At 61.3% G+C, this 17,413-nt stretch carries 10 protein-coding genes; 3 read left to right on the forward strand and 7 right to left on the reverse strand.

All coding sequences use genetic code 11. The features are described 5' to 3' along the window. Positions 1-153: 153 nt before the first annotated feature. Positions 154-945 (forward strand): DeoR/GlpR family DNA-binding transcription regulator, encoded by a 792-nt coding sequence (locus tag I2D41_RS04540; protein WP_195363683.1) that lies wholly within the window; start codon positions 154-156, stop codon positions 943-945. Between the two features lie 45 nt (positions 946-990). Here I2D41_RS04540 and I2D41_RS04545 read toward each other — a convergent pair whose 3' ends face one another. Beyond that, positions 991-1,818 (reverse strand): HAD-IIB family hydrolase, encoded by an 828-nt coding sequence (locus I2D41_RS04545; RefSeq protein ID WP_195363684.1) that lies wholly within the window; start codon positions 1,816-1,818, stop codon positions 991-993. 75 nt (positions 1,819-1,893) lie between these two features. On the opposite strand from I2D41_RS04545, the gene rlmKL reads away from it, so the two are divergent. Beyond that, positions 1,894-4,452, forward strand: a complete 2,559-nt coding sequence (gene rlmKL, locus I2D41_RS04550) for a bifunctional 23S rRNA (guanine(2069)-N(7))-methyltransferase RlmK/23S rRNA (guanine(2445)-N(2))-methyltransferase RlmL (RefSeq protein ID WP_195363685.1) — start codon at positions 1,894-1,896, stop codon at positions 4,450-4,452. 94 nt (positions 4,453-4,546) lie between these two features. Here the strand turns inward: rlmKL and I2D41_RS04555 are convergent, their stop codons facing one another. The 5 genes from I2D41_RS04555 to I2D41_RS04575 all read right to left on the reverse strand — a co-directional run bounded on the left by I2D41_RS04555 (position 4,547) and on the right by I2D41_RS04575 (position 10,319). Beyond that, a complete protein-coding gene (locus I2D41_RS04555; protein ID WP_117648427.1) occupies positions 4,547-5,260 on the reverse strand; it encodes a response regulator in 714 nt (237 codons plus the stop codon). Positions 5,261-5,264: 4 nt separating this feature from the next. After that, entirely contained in the window at positions 5,265-6,890 is a 1,626-nt protein-coding gene (locus I2D41_RS04560; protein ID WP_195363686.1) for an ATP-binding protein, read from the reverse strand. Between the two features lie 112 nt (positions 6,891-7,002). Next, the gene (locus I2D41_RS04565) at positions 7,003-7,197 is read right to left on the reverse strand and encodes a hypothetical protein (protein ID WP_195363687.1); all 195 of its coding nucleotides are present in this window, start codon (positions 7,195-7,197) and stop codon (positions 7,003-7,005) included. Positions 7,198-7,257: 60 nt separating this feature from the next. Continuing rightward, complete coding sequence (locus I2D41_RS04570; RefSeq protein ID WP_195363688.1) at positions 7,258-9,285, reverse strand: KUP/HAK/KT family potassium transporter; 2,028 nt, start codon at positions 9,283-9,285, stop codon at positions 7,258-7,260. A 158-nt stretch (positions 9,286-9,443) separates the two neighbouring features. Continuing rightward, on the reverse strand, positions 9,444-10,319 hold the full coding sequence (locus I2D41_RS04575) for a nitroreductase family protein (protein WP_195363689.1): 876 nt from the start codon (positions 10,317-10,319) through the stop codon (positions 9,444-9,446). A gap of 213 nt (positions 10,320-10,532) precedes the next feature. Here I2D41_RS04575 and I2D41_RS04580 point away from each other — a divergent pair, with 213 nt between their 5' ends. Next, the gene (locus I2D41_RS04580) at positions 10,533-12,833 is read left to right on the forward strand and encodes an LTA synthase family protein (protein WP_195363690.1); all 2,301 of its coding nucleotides are present in this window, start codon (positions 10,533-10,535) and stop codon (positions 12,831-12,833) included. A 250-nt stretch (positions 12,834-13,083) separates the two neighbouring features. On the opposite strand, the gene I2D41_RS04585 is transcribed toward I2D41_RS04580, so the two are convergent. Beyond that, the gene (locus I2D41_RS04585; RefSeq protein ID WP_195363691.1) at positions 13,084-17,172 is read right to left on the reverse strand and encodes a fibronectin type III domain-containing protein; all 4,089 of its coding nucleotides are present in this window, start codon (positions 17,170-17,172) and stop codon (positions 13,084-13,086) included. Between the last annotated feature and the right edge of the window lie 241 nt (positions 17,173-17,413).

Consider the following 17,413-nt stretch of genomic DNA (forward strand, 5'->3'; position numbering starts at 1 on the left):
TTCTGCACGTCAGGCCAACTACTAATTACAAATAAAAGCAAGGCGTGTCATTCATCTCGTTCGCTCGATTTCGCCTTGTTCTTTTCATATCGATACGTTATATTTCGATTACGAAAGGCATTTCTTTTGCCTTTCGTTCAAAAGGAGCGACTTATGGCATCAACTTCAGACCTTTCCCCGGCCGAACGTCAGCGATTTATCATGAACTGGCTGGCCGAAAAGCCAAATATCTCGGTATCCGACATCGTTCGCCGCTTTTCGGTTTCGGAAGTTACCGCGCGACACGACCTCGTCTCGCTGGAATCGGAAGGCAAATTGCGTCGCGTACGTGGCGGAGCGGTATCGCTTTCTCGTTCCAATGCCATTTCGTATCCCGAAGAGCGCATCAATGTCCAAGTCGAGGCCAAGGAGGCAATCGCCGCGACCGCAGCAACTCTTGTTGACGATGGCGACGTTCTGGTGATCGACATCGGCACCACGGCCTTTTACTTCACTAAGGCCCTCATGGACAAACGCGATATCACCATCATCACCGGCGATCTTGCTATCGCAAACTATGCCAGCTTTAATCTGCCCAATGCTTCGGTAGTGCTGTTAGGCGGCTCCGTGCGAAAGGGTCACCTTTATCTCGCGGGCGCGCTAACGCTCGACTGCATGAGCAAGCTTCATGCCGACAAGGCATTTGTCAGCGCGGACGGATTCCATCCCGACCACGGCTTTACCGTCGAGCATGACTTCTCGGCCATGATTAAGAGCATGTATCTGACCAACTCAAACCAGGGCTATATGATGGTTGACCAGGGAAAGTTCAACAAGACCAGTTTTTATCAGTCCGCGCAGATCGATGACCTCGATGGCATCATCGTTGATGGAGACAATGAGGGCATCATGACGGCGGCCATCGAAAGCAGCCGCAGTCATCCCAAGCTCTATTTTGCAAAATAACTCAAATGGCCGGTTCGCCCACATCGAGGGCGAACCGGCCATTTATTAAATCAAGCCGAAGTGGCGCATCGCCGTAACCGTGCCGTCGTGTGCGACGTCGTCGGTTACGTAGTCGGCGACTGCCTTGACCTCGGGCATGGCGTTGCCCATGGCGACAGCCGTCTCGACCGCAGCGAGCATGCCCAGGTCGTTGCCGGAATCACCAAAGCCAAAGGTGCGCGCGTTGCCGGTGCGACCCAGGTATTCCAGCGCTCGCGCCACGCCCACGCCCTTGTCAATGCCCTTGGGGCTCAGCTCGCGATTCTGACCACCGGTGTTGCACAACTCAAACTCGCGATCGATAAAGCCATCATCGTTGGCTACGCGAGCCAGGTCGCTCGCGACGATGCACACCTTGCCCACGCGCAGACTGCCGTCGACGCGCATTTCCTCGGTGCTGTGCACCACAGAAGTGCCGATCAGAGACGACTGCTCAACACCCGCGGGTTCCAGGGCAAAAGTAGCCACGTTGGTCTCGAAAAAGGCCTCAATCCCTGCCGCGGCCATACGGCGCGCAAGCTCCTCAATAACGTCCTCGTCAAAGCAGTCCTCATGCACCACGCGGCCCTCGACCTCGAGCGTCGCTCCCGCCATGGCAACGACACCCGCCGGGTTCAGCGCGCGCAGGCCATCGGCAATCAGCCACAAGGGACGACCCGTGCAGATAAATGCCTGGTGTCCCGCGTCGCGCAGGCGACCAAATGCATCGACAACAGCCTTCGACGGATGGACTGCATTGAAGTCCTTATCGGTCATATCGTCGGGATCGAACGACGTCAGCGTGCCGTCCACGTCAAAAAAGAGCACGGCGGAATCGGGGCACGCATCAATCATATGAGTTCCTTTCGAGGATAAGGGCAGACGAGGCATCCATCATATAATGGAGCGACGCAACCAGAGAGGTCACCCATGGAATTTTACGCAAGCTGCCCCGAGGGCTTTGAGTCCGTACTCGCCGATGAGCTTAAACGCCTCGGGCTTTCGCATGTTCGCCGGCTGAAGGGCCGCGCCACGTTTGAGGGCGAGCTCGAAGAAGGCTACCGCGCCTGTCTGTGGTCGCGCCTAGCGAGCCGCGTGTTTGCGGTGCTCGGGCGCTTTGAGGCGCAGGATGCCGACGAGCTGTACGACAGCGTTTACGACATCGCCTGGGAGACCATCATCCGCCCCGGCGCCACCATCGCCATCACCGCCCGCGGCGTGACCGAGCAGCTGCGCAACACGCGCTTCTCGGCCCTGCGCGCCAAGGACGCGCTGTGCGACCGTCTGGCCGAGACCACGGGCCGTCGCGCCGATGTCGACGCCGCCGACCCCGATGTTCACCTACTGCTTTCGCTGCGTCAGCGCCGCGCGAGCATCAGCCTGGACCTTTCGGGCGATCCGCTGTTCAAGCGTCTGCCGCCCGCAGCGACCCGCGCCGGCGAGGGTACGCACGTGCTGCGCCCCGACTACGCCGCCCTGGTGCTGGCGCAGGTCGGCTGGACCGCACTGTGCGAGCGCGAGTTAACGGCTGACGATTACGAGAATGAAGCCCTTCCCACGCTGATCGATGCCTCATGCGCCGGCGGCGGTCTGCTGCTGGAGGCCGTGAACATTCTGACCAACCGCGCCCCGGGCGCCGCACGCGAGCGCTGGGGCTTTGAGGGCTGGCAGCTACACGACGCCGCCCTGTGGGAGCAGCTGCTTGCCGAGGCGCGCGAGCGCGAGACGGCAGCGCGCGAGCGCCAGGCGCGCATCGTGGCCGTAGACATCGACCCCGCCGCCCGCAAGACTGCCGAGCGCATGGTCAAGTGCGCCGGCTACAAGCGTTTTGTCGACTTTTGCGCCGCCAAGTCCGCCACCGTGCTGGACCATGCTGGCGCCGTCGCCGGAGCCGCCGTAGTCGCAGACACCACCGAGACACCGCTTTCACTCATGCACGACGCCATGACGCTGGTCGGCGAGCTGCGCCGCGCGCCCGAGCTTATCGCCGCACCGGTCGCCGCGCTCACCCGCGATGGCCTTATGGCCCGCGCACTCCATGCCGAGCCCGCGCGCTCCATTGCCGTCATGCCCAATAATGAAGAGGCAACTATTGAGGTTTGGCCCTCGCTCGACCACGCCGCCGCGGCATTTGAAGCTGCGACCAGCGCAGATGTCGAGGAGCAGACCGTAGACGCTCAAGACGAAGCCGCCGGCACCCCCATGCCCGAGCCTGCCGCCATGCTCGACCTGGGCGACGGCAAGCCGCTGCCCGTGCTCATCCCCGAGTCCGAGCAGTTCGCCAACCGCCTGCGCAAGAATGCCCGTCTGCGCCGCAAGTGGGCCAAGCGCGAGGGCGTGAGCTGCTACCGCGTCTACGATGCCGACCTGCCCGACTACTCCGCCGCCATCGACCTGTACGAGGGCTGCCCGCAGACGCCGGGCCGCTGGCTCGTCATCGCCGAATACGCCGCGCCCAAGACCATCGATCCCGCGTTGGCCCAGGCCCGCATGCTCGACATCTTGGCCATCGCGCCGCGCATCCTTGATGTTCCGGCCGAGTATGTGCACGCCAAGGCCCGCATGCGTTCGCGCGGCGGCTCGCAGTACGGCAAACAGGGCGCCGGCAAGGGCGCGTCGGGCGAGCGCGCCAACATCGCACGCCGTCGTCTGCCGCTCATCGAAGAGGGCGGCCTCACCTTTGCCGTCAACTTTGACGACTATCTGGATGTGGGCATCTTCCTGGACCACCGCGTCACCCGCAACCTGGTGCGCGAGCACGCCAAGCAGGCACGCCGCTTCCTCAACCTGTTCGCCTACACCGGCACCGCCACCTGCTACGCAGCCGACGGCGGCGTCGAGGAGACCGTGACGGTCGACCTTTCCAACACCTACTTGGACTGGGCCGAGCGCAACATGCGCCAGAACGGCTTTGTGGGGCCGCAGCATCACTTTGTGCGCGACGACGTGCTCGCCTGGATTCGTGACCAGCGCCAGACGCGCAACCGCTGGGACCTGATCTTTGTCGACCCGCCCACGTTCTCGAACTCGTCCAAGATGGGCCGCCGCACCTGGGATGTCCAGCGCGACCATGTTGAGCTTTTGGCCGGCGTATCGCGCCTGCTCGCACAGGGCGGCCACGCCATCTTTAGCTGCAACCTGCGTGGCTTCCGCCCCGAGACGCGCAAGCTCGCGCGCGCGGGCGTCGTGCTGGAGAACATTACGGCGCAAACCATCCCAGAGGACTTCGCGCGCAACCAGAAGGTGCACCATTGCTATATCGTGCGCCGCCTGCCCATCGAGGACGCCATGGCCGAGGTCGGCTTTAGCGCCGAGGAGATTGCCGAGCGAACCGAGGAGCTGCGCAACCCCGAGGCGCGCAAGCCTCGCGCAACGGCGCCCGCGCACGCGCAGACCGGCAACGGCAAGCCCAACTTTGTCGGCAAGCCCTCCCCCGCCGGCAAGCCCAAAAAGAAAAAGTTTTACGCCAGCAAGCCCAAGGGCAAATAGACAAAGTTGCGGTGGAATACGGACTGTTTTGCCTGGAATTAGGCAGATTTAAACCGTATTTCACCGCAACTCATACGGGGATGTGGGTGACGGGCTAGCCTTGGGTGACCAGGCGATAGCCGATACCCACGTGCGTTTGGATATAGCGCGGATGCGCGGGGTCGGACTCGATCTTCTTGCGCAGCGTGCCCATAAAGACGCGCAGGCTCGCCAGGTCGCTCTTAGTTGCCGTGCCCCAAATCTCGTGCAGGATAAACTGGTGCGTTAGTACCTTGTCGGCGTTATGTGCCAGCAGGCACAAGAGCTTGTACTCAATCGGTGTCAGATGCAGCTCCTCGCCATCCATCGTGGCAATGCCGGCATCAAAGTCGATATGCAGCTCACCGGTATCGAACGAGCCCTCGGAGGCAACACCACCCGTTTGCGCATACGAAAGGCGCCTGAGCGTCGTGCGAATGCGTGCAAGCAGTTCCTCGACCGAAAACGGCTTGGTCAGATAGTCGTCGGCACCGGCATCGAGCGCGCGGATTTTGTCCGCATCCTCGCTGCGCGCCGAGACCACGATAATCGGCATGCCCGACCATGCGCGCACCGACTCCACCACCTTGACGCCGTCCATATCGGGCAGGCCCAGATCGAGCAGCACAATGCTCGGTGCCTGCGATGAGGCGGCGGCGATGGCGGCATGGGCGGTCTCCACGGCCATATGACGCAAGCCGTGCGCCTCGAGCGCGGCAACAATAAGGTTGCGGACGGCGGGATCGTCCTCAACGACCAAGATGAGCGGTTTTACGGCAGAGTTCGGCACAGCGCTACTCCTTATCAAACGAAACGTCGGCGACGGGAAGCTCAATCGTAAAGACCGAGCCGTGCGGGTCCGCCGCGGCAACCTCTATGCTACCGCCATGCGCCAGCGCAATGGAGCGGCAGAGCGAAAGACCCAGGCCCACGCTGCGATGGCTGTCGGCAAGACCGTGGTTGGCGGTGTAGAACGACTCAAAGATTCGCTCGCGGTCCTCGGGCGCAATGCCCGGGCCGTCATCGGCCACCGAGCACGCCACGCGTCCATCGTCGACGCTAATCGAAATCATGATATGCGAGCCTGCGGGCGTATAGGTGATGGCGTTGTTCACCAGATTGACCACCAGCTGCACCATCAGGCGCGCATCGACGTTGACGAGCGCCGGCTCATCGCACGCCACCACCTTAAGGTCGTGCTCGCGCACGGCAGGGTTCACGTGGCGCAGCGCCTCCTCGACGATATCGTCCATGAGCTCGAGCGTAGTCGACAGACGCATGCCGCCGCCCTCGAGCTTGGTGATGGCGAGCAGATTCTCGACGGTGGCGTTGAGCCACAGCGCATCCGAGCGAATGGATAGAAGCAGGCCGCGGCGCGTCTGGGCATCGAGCACGGCGGTGCCGGTCGAGCCCTGGTCGAGCAGGACATCGGCATTGCCCGAAATACTGGTGAGCGGCGTACGCAGATCGTGCGAGATGGAGCGCAGCAGGTTGGCGCGCAGCTGCTCATTTTTGGCAAGCACCGCCGCCTCCTCGCGGGCCTCCATGGCGCGGGCGCGATCGAGTGCCAGCTCGCCTTCGCTCACGATGGCATCGGCAAGTGTCCGCTCCTCGTGCGTCAGCACGTCGGGCTCGGCAACGATAGCCAGCACGCCCACCACCGAGGCGGGGTCGCCCGAGCGCGCGAAGCCGTCGCCTGTGCGAACCGTCAGGTAGATGCCATAAAACGCCGAGCCGCCAAACGTGGCGTCGAGCGGCGTTCCCACATAGGCGGACGCCGAGAGCCGCGGCGGCATCTGCGGCGCCAGTTCGTGCACCGGTGCGGCATCGCCCACGGCCGTGTATGTCGCACGCGGCAGCAGGTCATCGCCCTCGGCGTCGGCGCTGTACCACACGACCGGACAGCCCGAAAGACGCGCCAGCTGCGTTGCCATGGCGTGAACGATCTGCTGCTCGTCGGCGCACCGCTGCAGCATGCGGTTGGTCTCGAGCACCATATGCGTGCGGCGGTCGCTGGCGGCAGCCTGTGCCAAGGCGCGGCGCAGGGCCAACGCAATCGAGCTCGACACAAGCGAGACCACGAACATGATGAAGAACATGCCGGGATAGCCGCGGTCGATAAGCGACAGCGAGTAGCGCGGGTCGACAAACAAGAAGTTGTAGAGCGCCACGGCGGCAGCCGAGCTCAGCAAGCAATACAGGCGACTCCAGGTAAAGAATGCGCACAGCTGAACGGCGAACACATAGACGATCATGATGCTCGGCGCGAGACCCGGATGGTCGAGCAGCGCGCCCACAATCGTCGCCGCGACCAACAGCCCCACCGATACGCAGGCGTCATACAGAGGAGTGCGGCGCGTCAGCGTTGTGCGCCGCCACCAAAAGCTATCGGCAATATCGCCGTCCGTACGGACGTCCATCAGCGTCCCGCCCCTCTCTCAAAAACAAAAACCACCACAAAGGGGACAGGCACCTTTGTGGTGGTTTCCCTTGTGGTGGTTCCAAGTGTATAGCCTTTGCAACCGGCGGTCGCTAGACAAACAGCACGTGCGCGAGCAGGGCGCACACGCACACCGCTCCAAATACCAGTGCCACGATCGAGATCACGCGGTCGGCCATATCCATGTTGGCACGGTTCGTAAGGAACCGATCTTCGGCGGCGTCGACACGCGCCTCACGCACCATTTCGACCACCGCCTCACGGCCATCGAGCGCCTTTGTATCCATGTTTACCTCCCCGACCTCATGCTTATCCATCAAAAACCAACTCCGTGTAGCCGCCGACGTCTACGGCCGCTCGTTGGGGGCCAGGCGCTGCATCTTGTTCACGGCTTTGAACTTGGTGAACAGCGGCACGTACTCAAAGCTCACGTTGGAGTTCTCCAGGCCGTACCAGCGCGCAGGCGTGCCGGCGGCGCGGCGAATGATGTACTTGAGCGTGATGGCCGTACGCTCGCTCGGCTCCACATCGCTTTCGGGCGCCAGAAGCTTACGAATCAGGACGAACTTGAACGTGCCGATGTTACCCGGATCCTTGTAGACCGAGTAGTCATGCGTCTGCGGCGGCAGCTCGCCGGTGGCAGCCAGGTCCTGAACAACCTGACGCAGGTAGGCATTGACGCGCTGGTTGATCTTGTAGCCCAGGTACAGATGCACGCGGAACACGTAGTCGGTGCCGAACGTCTCGACCGAATAGGCAAAGGTGTGCGGCTCGTCCATGGTCTCGACATTCACAAACCACCAGGCGCGGGCGCGCTTGGGATGCTTGTCCAAGATCGAATAGACGATATCGCGGTCGATGTAGTCGGTATGGGTGTCCTTGGTCAGGTACACGACGTTGTCGCTCATGCGCTCGTAACGGTCGTCGTCGCGCAGGCGCTTGAGCTGCGGCAGGTAGCTGCGCAGCGGCAGCAGCGTAAACTGGCGCTGCTCGACCGCCGTGCCGTTGTACCAGCACACCATAATGCCCATGATGAGTGCAGCCATGAGGATGGTGAAGTAGCCGCCGTGGAAGAACTTGGTGAGCGAGCTCACGAAGAAAAAGCCCTCGAGCAAAAGGAAGAAGGCCGCGAAGATCCACGGAGCAACCTTGAGCTTGCGCTCCTCGTGCAGGTAGAAGAAGAGCAGCAGCGTGGTGCACATCATAGTCAGCGTGATGGCAAGGCCGTACGCGGCTTCCATATGCGCCGAGTTCTGGAACAGCAGCACCACAATGACGCAGCCGACAAGCATGACGTTGTTGACCATGGGGATGTAGAGCTGGCCCTTGGTCTCGGCAGGGTAGAAGACCTGCATGTGCGGCATGAGGTCCAGACGGCTGGCCTCGGACACCAGCGAGAATGCACCGGTGATGAGCGCCTGCGAGGCAATGATGGCCGCGACGGTGGAAAGGCCGACGGCAAACGGGCGCAGGCCCGGGGCGAGCATCTGGTAGAACGGGTTGAGATCGGCAATGCCCATGAGCTCGGGGTTGGCAGCGTTGTTCATAAGCCAAGCGCCCTGGCCCATATAGGACAGCAGCAGGCAGCACTTAACGAACGGCCAGGTAGCGTAGATATTGCCGCGGCCGACGTGGCCCATGTCGGAGTAGAGCGCCTCGGCACCGGTGGTGGCAAGGAAGCAGCTGCCCAGAATCATGATGCCCGCGTGGTTGTTGGGGCTCAACAAAAAGGCGATGCCGCGGAGCGGGTTGAGGCACAGCAGCACGGCGGGGTGCTGTAAGACAAAGAACAGACCCGTGCCGCCCAGGAATAGGAACCACAGCGTCATGATGGGGCCAAAGGCGTGACCGATCTTGGCCGTACCGATGCGCTGTACCAAGAAGAGCACGATGATGATGGCGAGCGTAATGGCGACGACGCGGCCCTGGTCATCGCCCAGCACGGCATGGACCGCCGGGATAGTGCGCAGGCCCTCGATGGCCGTGGTAACGGTAACGGCCGGCGTCAGGATGCCGTCGGCGAGCAACGCGGCGCCACCCAGCATGGCGGGGATGATAAGCCACTTGCCGCAACGCTTAACCAGGCTGTACAGGGCAAAGATGCCGCCCTCGCCATGGTTATCGGCGCGCAGCGAGATGAGCACATACTTGATGGTGGTCAGCAGCGTGACCGTCCACACGACAAGGGAGAGCGCGCCGAGCACGAACTCCTCCGTCACACTTCCGATGCCGCCGTTGCCGGCAACGAGCGCCTTGGTTACATACATAGGGCTGGTGCCGATATCGCCGTACACCACGCCCAGCGTGACGAGCATCGCCGAGATGCTCACAGGAATCGCAGCGTGCGAGGCTGCCTCCTTGGCCTTTTGTTCCATAAGCCGGTTTCCTCCCAACTTTAATGTTCGAAGGGATTATAGGCAATCGGCCCATGTTTGAATGCACTGTTTTCCCAGCTAGATAAAGATTTATACAGTCTTTAGGCCACCGCGGCGATATGGAATGTGACAAAGGGACTGTCCCCTTGTCACATTCGTCATTTTCCAAGCCAGTTTTTGAACCACCATTCCATGGATCGGCTCATCTCGGCCATAAAGGGACTCGTGTGCTTGCGGGTATAGATGTCCACGACGCGCTCCCCCACCTCGCGGGCATGCGGACGGAACATCGCGTCCATCTCGGCCACCTGCGCATCCATAGTCGCGTCGTCCGCACGGCGGTAATGCTCCTCGTGCACCAGGTTCACCACGGGATGCGCGATCGCCGGGCGCTCTTTGCGAGGCGTGCCGATGATGAGCATCGACAGCGGCATGGTATACGGAGGCAGATCCAGCAGCTCGGCAACTTCCTCGGCATTCTCGACGATATCACCGATATAGCAGCTCCCCAGGCCCAGAGCCTCGGCGGCAACCACGGCGTTTTGCGCGGCGATCACGGCATCCTGAGCCGCGATGGCAAAGTCGCCCAGACCCGGCGCGCGGCGGGGCGCCTTGCCCGTACGCTCTACAAACTCGGGCTCAAAGCAGCCCACGTGCTCAAACAGATCGATCCACTTGGCATAGTCGACCACAAATATAAGTACCCAGGGCGCCTTGGCGATCATGGGCTGGTGGTCGCACAGGTCGGCCAGGCGGTCGAGCGTTGCCTGCTCGCGGATGCTCACGATGGAATACATCATCATGGCGCCCGCCGACGGCGCGCGGCTCGCCGCATGCAAGATCGCCGCCCGCTGCTCGTCGGTCACCGCCACGGGACGGTCGTCGTCATCACGCGCGAAGGCACGCGTGGACGAGCGGTGTTCCAAGATGTCCAGCGCCGCGTTGCCCGTAGTCTCGACCGGATAGCCGCCCGCGTCCACGCCCACAGCTCCGCCGCAGTACTCGGTGCCCGTCATACAAACCTGCTCGCCCATAGCTCTATCCTCGCTAATTCTTTAAGAAGCCTTTACGTTTCCGTGTAATTCCCGTCCATTATCGCGCAGGCCGCCACTACATTGCGCCACACCGCCGCACGTGCGCGTTAATATGGCTGGTTGTTGTGCGCAGCCACCAATTGCAGCGCATATCTTGGTAACAATCGGGTAAACCCCCGCTTTCGTACGTTTTAGTTTGTGAGGAGTCTCAGCATGTTCGCTGCCGCCATCTCGCTCGTCGGTCTTGCGGCGACCGTCTACCTTGTCTTGCGCGAGGCCAAGGCCATTCGCGCTCAGTCGGGCACCGTTGCCAAAAGCGCTCTTGGGTGGAGCGTCGTCTTCGGCCTGTTCCAGGTCTTTTTGACTATTTGGGGCGCCATTGGCCTCGTCGCCCAAAACGAGCCGCTCGCCTTTGTGATGCTCATCCTGACCAACGCCATCCTCACCGGATGCGCCTGGGCCAGCATCGCCCGCGATCGCATCGCCCCGCGCGTCTTTGCGTTCGCCGCGCCCGACGCCCCCGCCCCCACCGGCAAGCTCGCCCGCCTGCGCGGCGCCTTTGTGGGCAAACCGCTCGTCGCCGCTGTCTTGTGCCTGCTGCTCGCCGGCGTCTTTGCGCTGCTGGGAATGGAAGTCTCGTCCAACCACGACTTTACCTGGGTCTACCCCCTGTGCATCCTGCTCGAATGGGCCATCATCACCGTGCTCATGGTCGGTTTGTTCTTCCTATTCCAGCGCCACGGCGCAGCCCCCGCGGTCCTGGCCTTTGCCCTCTTTGTCCTGGGCATTGCCGAGTTCTTCGTCATCACGTTTAAATCCATGCCCATCCAGCCGGGCGACCTTTCGGCCATCTCCACCGCCGCCGCGGTCGCCGGCACCGGCTACACCTTCTCCATCTCGCTGTTCTGTGTGCTGTCCATGGGCTTTACCGCCATCGCCATGCTGCTGTGCGAGTACGCCGGCCTGGTGGCACCGCACCGTCAGAAGGGTGCCGCCAACGCCAAGCGCATGCTGCTCACCAACCTGCTCGTCGCCGTGCTGTGCCTGGGCGGCGTGACCGCGCACGTCACCCTCATCGACTACTACAACACTCTCGGCATCACCGTCTACACCTGGCGCCCGCTCGAGAGCTACTGGCGCGAGGGCTATCTGCCTGCCTTTATTAGTGCAGCACAGTCCATCAAGCCGCCCAAACCCGCCGACTACTCCGTTGACGATGCCAAGGCCACGCTCAAAAAGTACGCCAAGGCCTACGACAAGTCCGACGCGGCCAAGAGCGACGAGCGCGCCGCCGCAAAAGAGCAATTCGACAGCGAGAAGCCCACGGTCATCGCCATCATGAACGAGACCTTCTCGGACCTGTCCATCTACCAGAACATGCGCGCCGGCTACGAGGGCCCGCAGTACTTTAAGAGCCTGTCTAACTGCCTCAGCCGCGGCAAGCTCTACGTGAGCGCCTACGGCGGCGGTACCGCCAATACCGAGTTTGAGTTTATGACCGGCAACTCTATGGCCAACCTGGGCTCGGGCGTGTACCCGTACACCATCTACAACATGGAGACGACCGAGAATCTGGCCGAGCAGTTCAAGTCGCTCGGGTATTCCACCACGGCCATGCACCCCAACCACGCGACCAACTGGAACCGTGAGAACGTCTACAAGGACTTTGGCTTTGACCAGTTCCTGTCCATCAACGACTTCCAGGGCGCCGATACCCTGCGTGGCATGGTGACCGACCAGGCGACCTACGACAAGATTCTTGAGCTGCTTAACCAGAACGCCGACCCACAGTTCATCTTCGATGTGACCATGCAGAACCACTCGGGCTACGACACGGGTCTGCTGCCGGTCGACAAGCAGATGCACCTCAACATCGACACGACCGACCTGGACACCAAGACCGTCGAGGACGGCACGCTCTCCGATGTCGACGAGTACGTCTCGTGCATTGAGCAGTCCGACCAGGCACTGCGCTACTTCCTCAACGCCTTGAGCAAGCTCGACCGCAAGGTGGTCGTGGTGTTCTGGGGCGATCACCAGCCGTTCTTCCCGTCCAAGTTCAACGATAAGTGGTTTACCGGCGAGGACGACGCTACGCATCAAGAGCGCCTGTGGCAGACCGACTACATCATCTGGGCCAACTACGACGTTGCCGGCTGCGACCAGACGAGCGAGGTCGATGACCTGTCCACCAACTATCTGTCCACCCAGCTGATGCAGTTGATCGGCGCACCGCTGACCGACTACCAGAAGGCGCACATGACGCTGCGCGAGTCGCTGCCCGCCATCAACTCCGTGGGCTACGAGGACGCCAGCCTGCGCTGGGCGCTCTCCTCCAACGTCACCGGTGATGACGCCGCCGCAGCAGCCGCCACCAAGGCGCGCGAGGATTACGCCAAGATGCAGTACTACGAAATGTTCCGCGACGGCAAGAACGTGTACACCGAGCACTTCCAGACCGAGGCCAACGAGACCGACCCCAACCTGGCGCCGGGTACGACCAAGATTAAGTAGCTGCTAGCTGCTGAGCCACAACTGAAACGTCTGTCCAGGCGGAGGCATATAAGGTTCCCTGCTCGGACAGTCCTGCGCAAGACGAAGGCCACGTTATGTGGCCTTCTTTGTTTGCGGAAAGTGTGTCCCGGAATTCTTGTCTGGAATGGGATGCAGTTTCCGCTTGCGGAGTCTCCACTCAACAGAAAACCCGGGTGGCCTGTTTTTTGGCTACCCGGGTTTTTGGGTTGTCGATATGTTCGACTGGCTACTAGTGGGTCTTGCGGCGCTTGATCAGCATGATGAGGGCTATCACTACGAGCGTTGCTCCCGCTGCTGCTGCGGTGGCGACTAGGGCGAATGTTTGGTCGCCGGTGTTTACGAGGTTCTTCGCTGTGGTCGTAGTCTTGACCTTGGTGTCGGTCTTAGCTCCGTTGTCGGACTTGGGCTTGTCCGGGTTCGTCGGGGTCTCAGGAGTCTCGAGGTCCTTTGAGCCTTCGGAATCGGTTGGGCCGGCGGTGTTTACCAGCGTATGGTCCAGGAACTTCTTGGCGCCCGCACTTGCCTGTGAGAACAGGCGGCGCGTGCGGATCGGGGTGGCGTTCACCGTTGTGGGCGCCGTCTCCTCGGCCTCGATATTCACGAGCGTCGTGCCGGTGTCGAGGCCCACGTCGTTGTATCCCACGTGGCAGTAATACTGCGCACCGTCATCGTCTGCGGTCAGGTCAATCTCGAGCTTTGAGGCCGTTCCAGCCGCGAGGTTGCCATCGGCACCCACGAGCTTAAACTCTGTCTCGCCGCGGCCCTTGCGGTACCACATATAGGTCGGTGCCAGCCCTGTTTCGCTATCGTCGGCACCGAGTTGCTTCACATGGCCAATCGCCGAGAGCGTCAGGTGGCTTCCCGCCGTGCGCTCAACCGAAGAGTCGTATCCAAGATCCGACCCCTCCGCAGCATCCGCCGCAGGTCCGCTCACGGTCATCGTCATGCCATCGGGCATGGTCTTGACCGTGATGATTGCCGAGCGAATACCTGTTTCGGTCGTGGATCCATTCTTAACAGCGGCGATGGCGAATCGATACTCCGTATTGGGTTGCAGCCCATCCCACTTGAGCGAGGTCTGCGTGTTGTCGGCAATCTTCCAGCTATTGACGACCGCATCCGCCGCATTGCTCTGCAGCATGCCCACGCCGTAGCTAAAGCCACTCTTGTTTGCGAGTACATCGTCCCAGCTAAACGTAACGCTGGTCGAATCGACGGCGTTTGCCGTAAAGCCCGTCACGGCCGGCGCGTCGGGCATCTCGACGTCCTTAACGTCATAGCCCACGATCCAGAACTGGTCGGTGTCCTTGGTGCCGAGCTTGTCGCCCGAGTCTGCCTCGAACTTGTCGACATCCACCGCGTTGACGCCCAGACGCCACACAAAACCGTACTTGCCCTGCGCGGCCTCGGGCAGGTTGTCGACGGTGCCGCCGTATTCGGTCGATTCACTCGAGGAGTTACCCGTAGTAAAGCCGGCGTTGGCACCAAAGCACAGGCCGCCAAACAACTCGTGCTTTGCGAGCTTCGCGCCCATGACAACGCTGCCGTTCAGCGTCAAGCCGAGCTCGAGCTCCTGCTCCTTGCCCTCCTCGACTTCGATGGTCTGCTCAATGCTCGCCCCCGACTGCGCGGCGGCGCCGTTAAATCCATCGTGCGTGTAGGCGCGCGTTACGCCAGGCTTGCCCAGGCCAAAGGAATCCCCAACGGGAGTCTCGCCGTTGAGTGTCGTTTGATAGGTTCCGGGTTCTCCCGACCGGTTGGTCAAAAAGTAGCTGAGCGGCGTCATATTGTGCTGTTTGGCAATGCGGTCATAGGCCTCGACATTAACGACCGAGGTCTGCGCGCCGAGCGACACGGGCGCCGCCATCACGCCCTTGCCACCAGTTTCCTCATTTTCGATCTCATACTCGTAATAGACCATCGGAATCGTGTAGAGCACGGCCTTGTCACCCTCGCCGGCATGCGACTCATAGCTTACGCTTGCGCTGACCGTGCGCTCGCTCCGGTAGTCATAGCATCCCTCGGCGGCAAAATCGACTGAAGCATTCATCGCGACCAGGGGCGGACCGGTCTGCACCTCGACGGCAACGCCCAACTCGGCGCCAATGGTATAGCCCTGGGATGTCCCCGTGCCCTTTTCCTCTCCGTATGACGTGCCGCCCAACACCAGATAGCCGTATGCCTGCTCCAGATCCTCCACATAGGGCGCATCCTGCAGCACGGCAAGCACGCGCGGGTTGGTATAGACCTTGTAGCGGTCCTTGTACGTGATCTTGACGCTGTCGTTGTCGACATCGGGCAGCGCGAGCGAGATAAATGTGCCGTAGGTAGTGCCGCGACGGTTGCTCTCGCTAATCACCTGCTCCTCGCCGCGGCGCACCTTTCCGTTCTCGTCGAGCGAAAAATGCGAGGCGGTCATCCAATAGTAGTCATCGTTCTTGCGCAGGTCCTCGTCGCGGTGCTTGCCCACCACGGCGATAAAGCTCTCGTTATAGCGGTCCGAACCCGAGACGCTGCCCGCCTTGACGTCGCTGATCCACACCTGCTCTATACCCTTGTGGTCATGCTTGTTGCTGCTGTTGTATTGCTGACCGCTCATGCTCATGGTTCCGACCATGGACCCCAAGCCCTGAGCCCCGCTCTGTGCCGTGTTGCAGGCAAAGTCGCGGAACACATCGCCGCCCACGAGCACCTCGTCGACCGCCAGCTGCTCGGACAGGCCGTCAAGGTTGGCAGTGGCAAGGGCAATAGGCGCCAAGGTGCACGGATAGCGCTTATCCTGAGCGCTATCCTTCCATGCGCTGTTGGGCACATGCATCAGCCCATAGGAGGCGAGGAGCCCGTCTCTGTATTCCTTGCAATCGGAAAGCTTGAACTCGCCAGACTCCGAGTCAAAATACGCGTAGCGGTATAGCGCGCCGTACAGCCCCTTGCTGCCGTCAGAAGCGCCGTAATCAAAAGCGCTGCGTTGCCAGTCATAGCCCGCAAGAATAAGGCCCGTGACGGTTTCACCCGTCTTCTTTCCTTCTTCATCGTAGGCGGCAAACGTGCCGAACGTCGCATTCGCAGCGACCATGGTCTTGCCGTTCGCGGAGAGGGAGATTGCGCCCGCGTCGCCCAGAGCATCGACATGGACGAGCGCACCCTTGGATGCATCCCACGAAAACAGCTCGCAATGCGTCGACTTATCAATATTCTTCTTGCCGTAGGGTGCCGAGACCACGATGGCGAGGTCATCGCAAAAATCGCGATCGAGGTCGCCGGCCGCTAGCGAAACGACAGGAGCTGACTGAAGCTGCGTCCAGGAGTCGTTCCCGCCCTTGTTGTGCGTGGTGTAGTCCGCGGCGTTACCGGCATCGATCTTGACGACGCTTTGCTTCCAGTTGCCGCCCTCCAAGTCATACATGTCGACTACAGCCTTGCGCACGCCGTTCTCGTCGACATAGCAGCCCGCGTAGACAAAAAGCTCGTCGACGCCGTCGCCATCGACATCGCCCGCCTCGACATCAAAGACGGCGTCGTGCTCTTGCAGGTAACCGGCATCCAGGTACTTAAAACGGCCTTCGTACATCATATTAGTGTTGACCGTCACCGGCAGGTGTGTGTCGAGAGTGCGCGTACGCCCGTTGCTAAACGAGTAGAGGACCAGCTCAACCTTTCCGGCGTATGACTTGCCGTCAATCGTCGTGGAGGAACTGTCGCCGTAGGCACGGAGCTCGGCAACGCGGCTCTTTTTGCCCGTGCTGGCGTCGCTGCAGAACTCAACACTCGTGGCGTGAATGCCCGAGAAACCGTTGTTGTCGTTGGCGAGTACTGTTGAGGACTCATTGTTGCTTAGGTACGACCAGGTGCCGCCACCGTAGTCGCTATGCTTGTAGAGATCGCTGTTCGTATCGAAGTTGTTGACGTTTTGCCAGAACTTTGCGGCGCCCCACACACTTCCATAGCCATCGGTGAGTTTGCTGCTGCCGCCAAGATCGCCGCGCTCGACGTTCTCGAGCTTGTCGCGCAGAGTGTAGCGATTGCCATGGCTACCGTTAACTGCCATATAGACCTCGCTGCGCGTGGCAAACGTCGTGGGAGTGGTGGTGGAGTAGGGGCCAACGGTATCGGCCGGAATGTCCTCGCTCGTGCCCAGACCCAGGGCTTGATAATCCTGCTCGGTCATATCGGTGATTGCGGGCGCGTCTGCCGCCTGGGCAACCTGGGGCGTGGCCGTGAAGCAGGCGACGCTCGTGGCGATCAACGCAGCAAGCGCCGCCGTCCCAACAAGCGGGATTTTCGACAGCCTACGGATACGGGGGTGTGGAACGTACATGAGGGACCTCGCTTTATTCGAGTGGAGTGGACTCATTTTTGCAAATGATACATCCGATGCCCGATATCACGTGTCTCATTTTCGCCAACGGCGTGTCTCATTTTTGAGAATCCGAGATGCCGCGGAAATCTTATCCCAGCTCAAAGGCCATTTCTGGGATGTATTTTCCGTCGAGTGCCTCATCGGGGGTAGCGCGCAGAGATGTGGTGTAAGAGGCGGGGCATGCCCCGCCTCTTCTCTT

It is taken from the genome of Collinsella aerofaciens, from assembly GCF_015552075.1.
Classification (GTDB): Bacteria; Actinomycetota; Coriobacteriia; order Coriobacteriales; family Coriobacteriaceae; genus Collinsella; species Collinsella aerofaciens_Y.

Excerpts from the sequence above, each read along its gene's own strand:
- I2D41_RS04570 (WP_195363688.1), bottom strand. The coding sequence starts at position 9,285 with ATGGAACAAAAGGCCAAGGAGGCAGCCTCGCACGCTGCGATTCCTGTG.
- I2D41_RS04575 (WP_195363689.1), bottom strand. The coding sequence starts at position 10,319 with ATGGGCGAGCAGGTTTGTATGACGGGCACCGAGTACTGCGGCGGAGCT.
- I2D41_RS04545 (WP_195363684.1), bottom strand. The coding sequence starts at position 1,818 with ATGATTGATGCGTGCCCCGATTCCGCCGTGCTCTTTTTTGACGTGGAC.
- I2D41_RS04565 (WP_195363687.1), bottom strand. The coding sequence starts at position 7,197 with ATGGATACAAAGGCGCTCGATGGCCGTGAGGCGGTGGTCGAAATGGTG.
- I2D41_RS04560 (WP_195363686.1), bottom strand. The coding sequence starts at position 6,890 with ATGGACGTCCGTACGGACGGCGATATTGCCGATAGCTTTTGGTGGCGG.
- I2D41_RS04585 (WP_195363691.1), bottom strand. The coding sequence starts at position 17,172 with ATGTACGTTCCACACCCCCGTATCCGTAGGCTGTCGAAAATCCCGCTT.
- I2D41_RS04540 (WP_195363683.1), top strand. The coding sequence starts at position 154 with ATGGCATCAACTTCAGACCTTTCCCCGGCCGAACGTCAGCGATTTATC.
- rlmKL (WP_195363685.1), top strand. The coding sequence starts at position 1,894 with ATGGAATTTTACGCAAGCTGCCCCGAGGGCTTTGAGTCCGTACTCGCC.
- I2D41_RS04580 (WP_195363690.1), top strand. The coding sequence starts at position 10,533 with ATGTTCGCTGCCGCCATCTCGCTCGTCGGTCTTGCGGCGACCGTCTAC.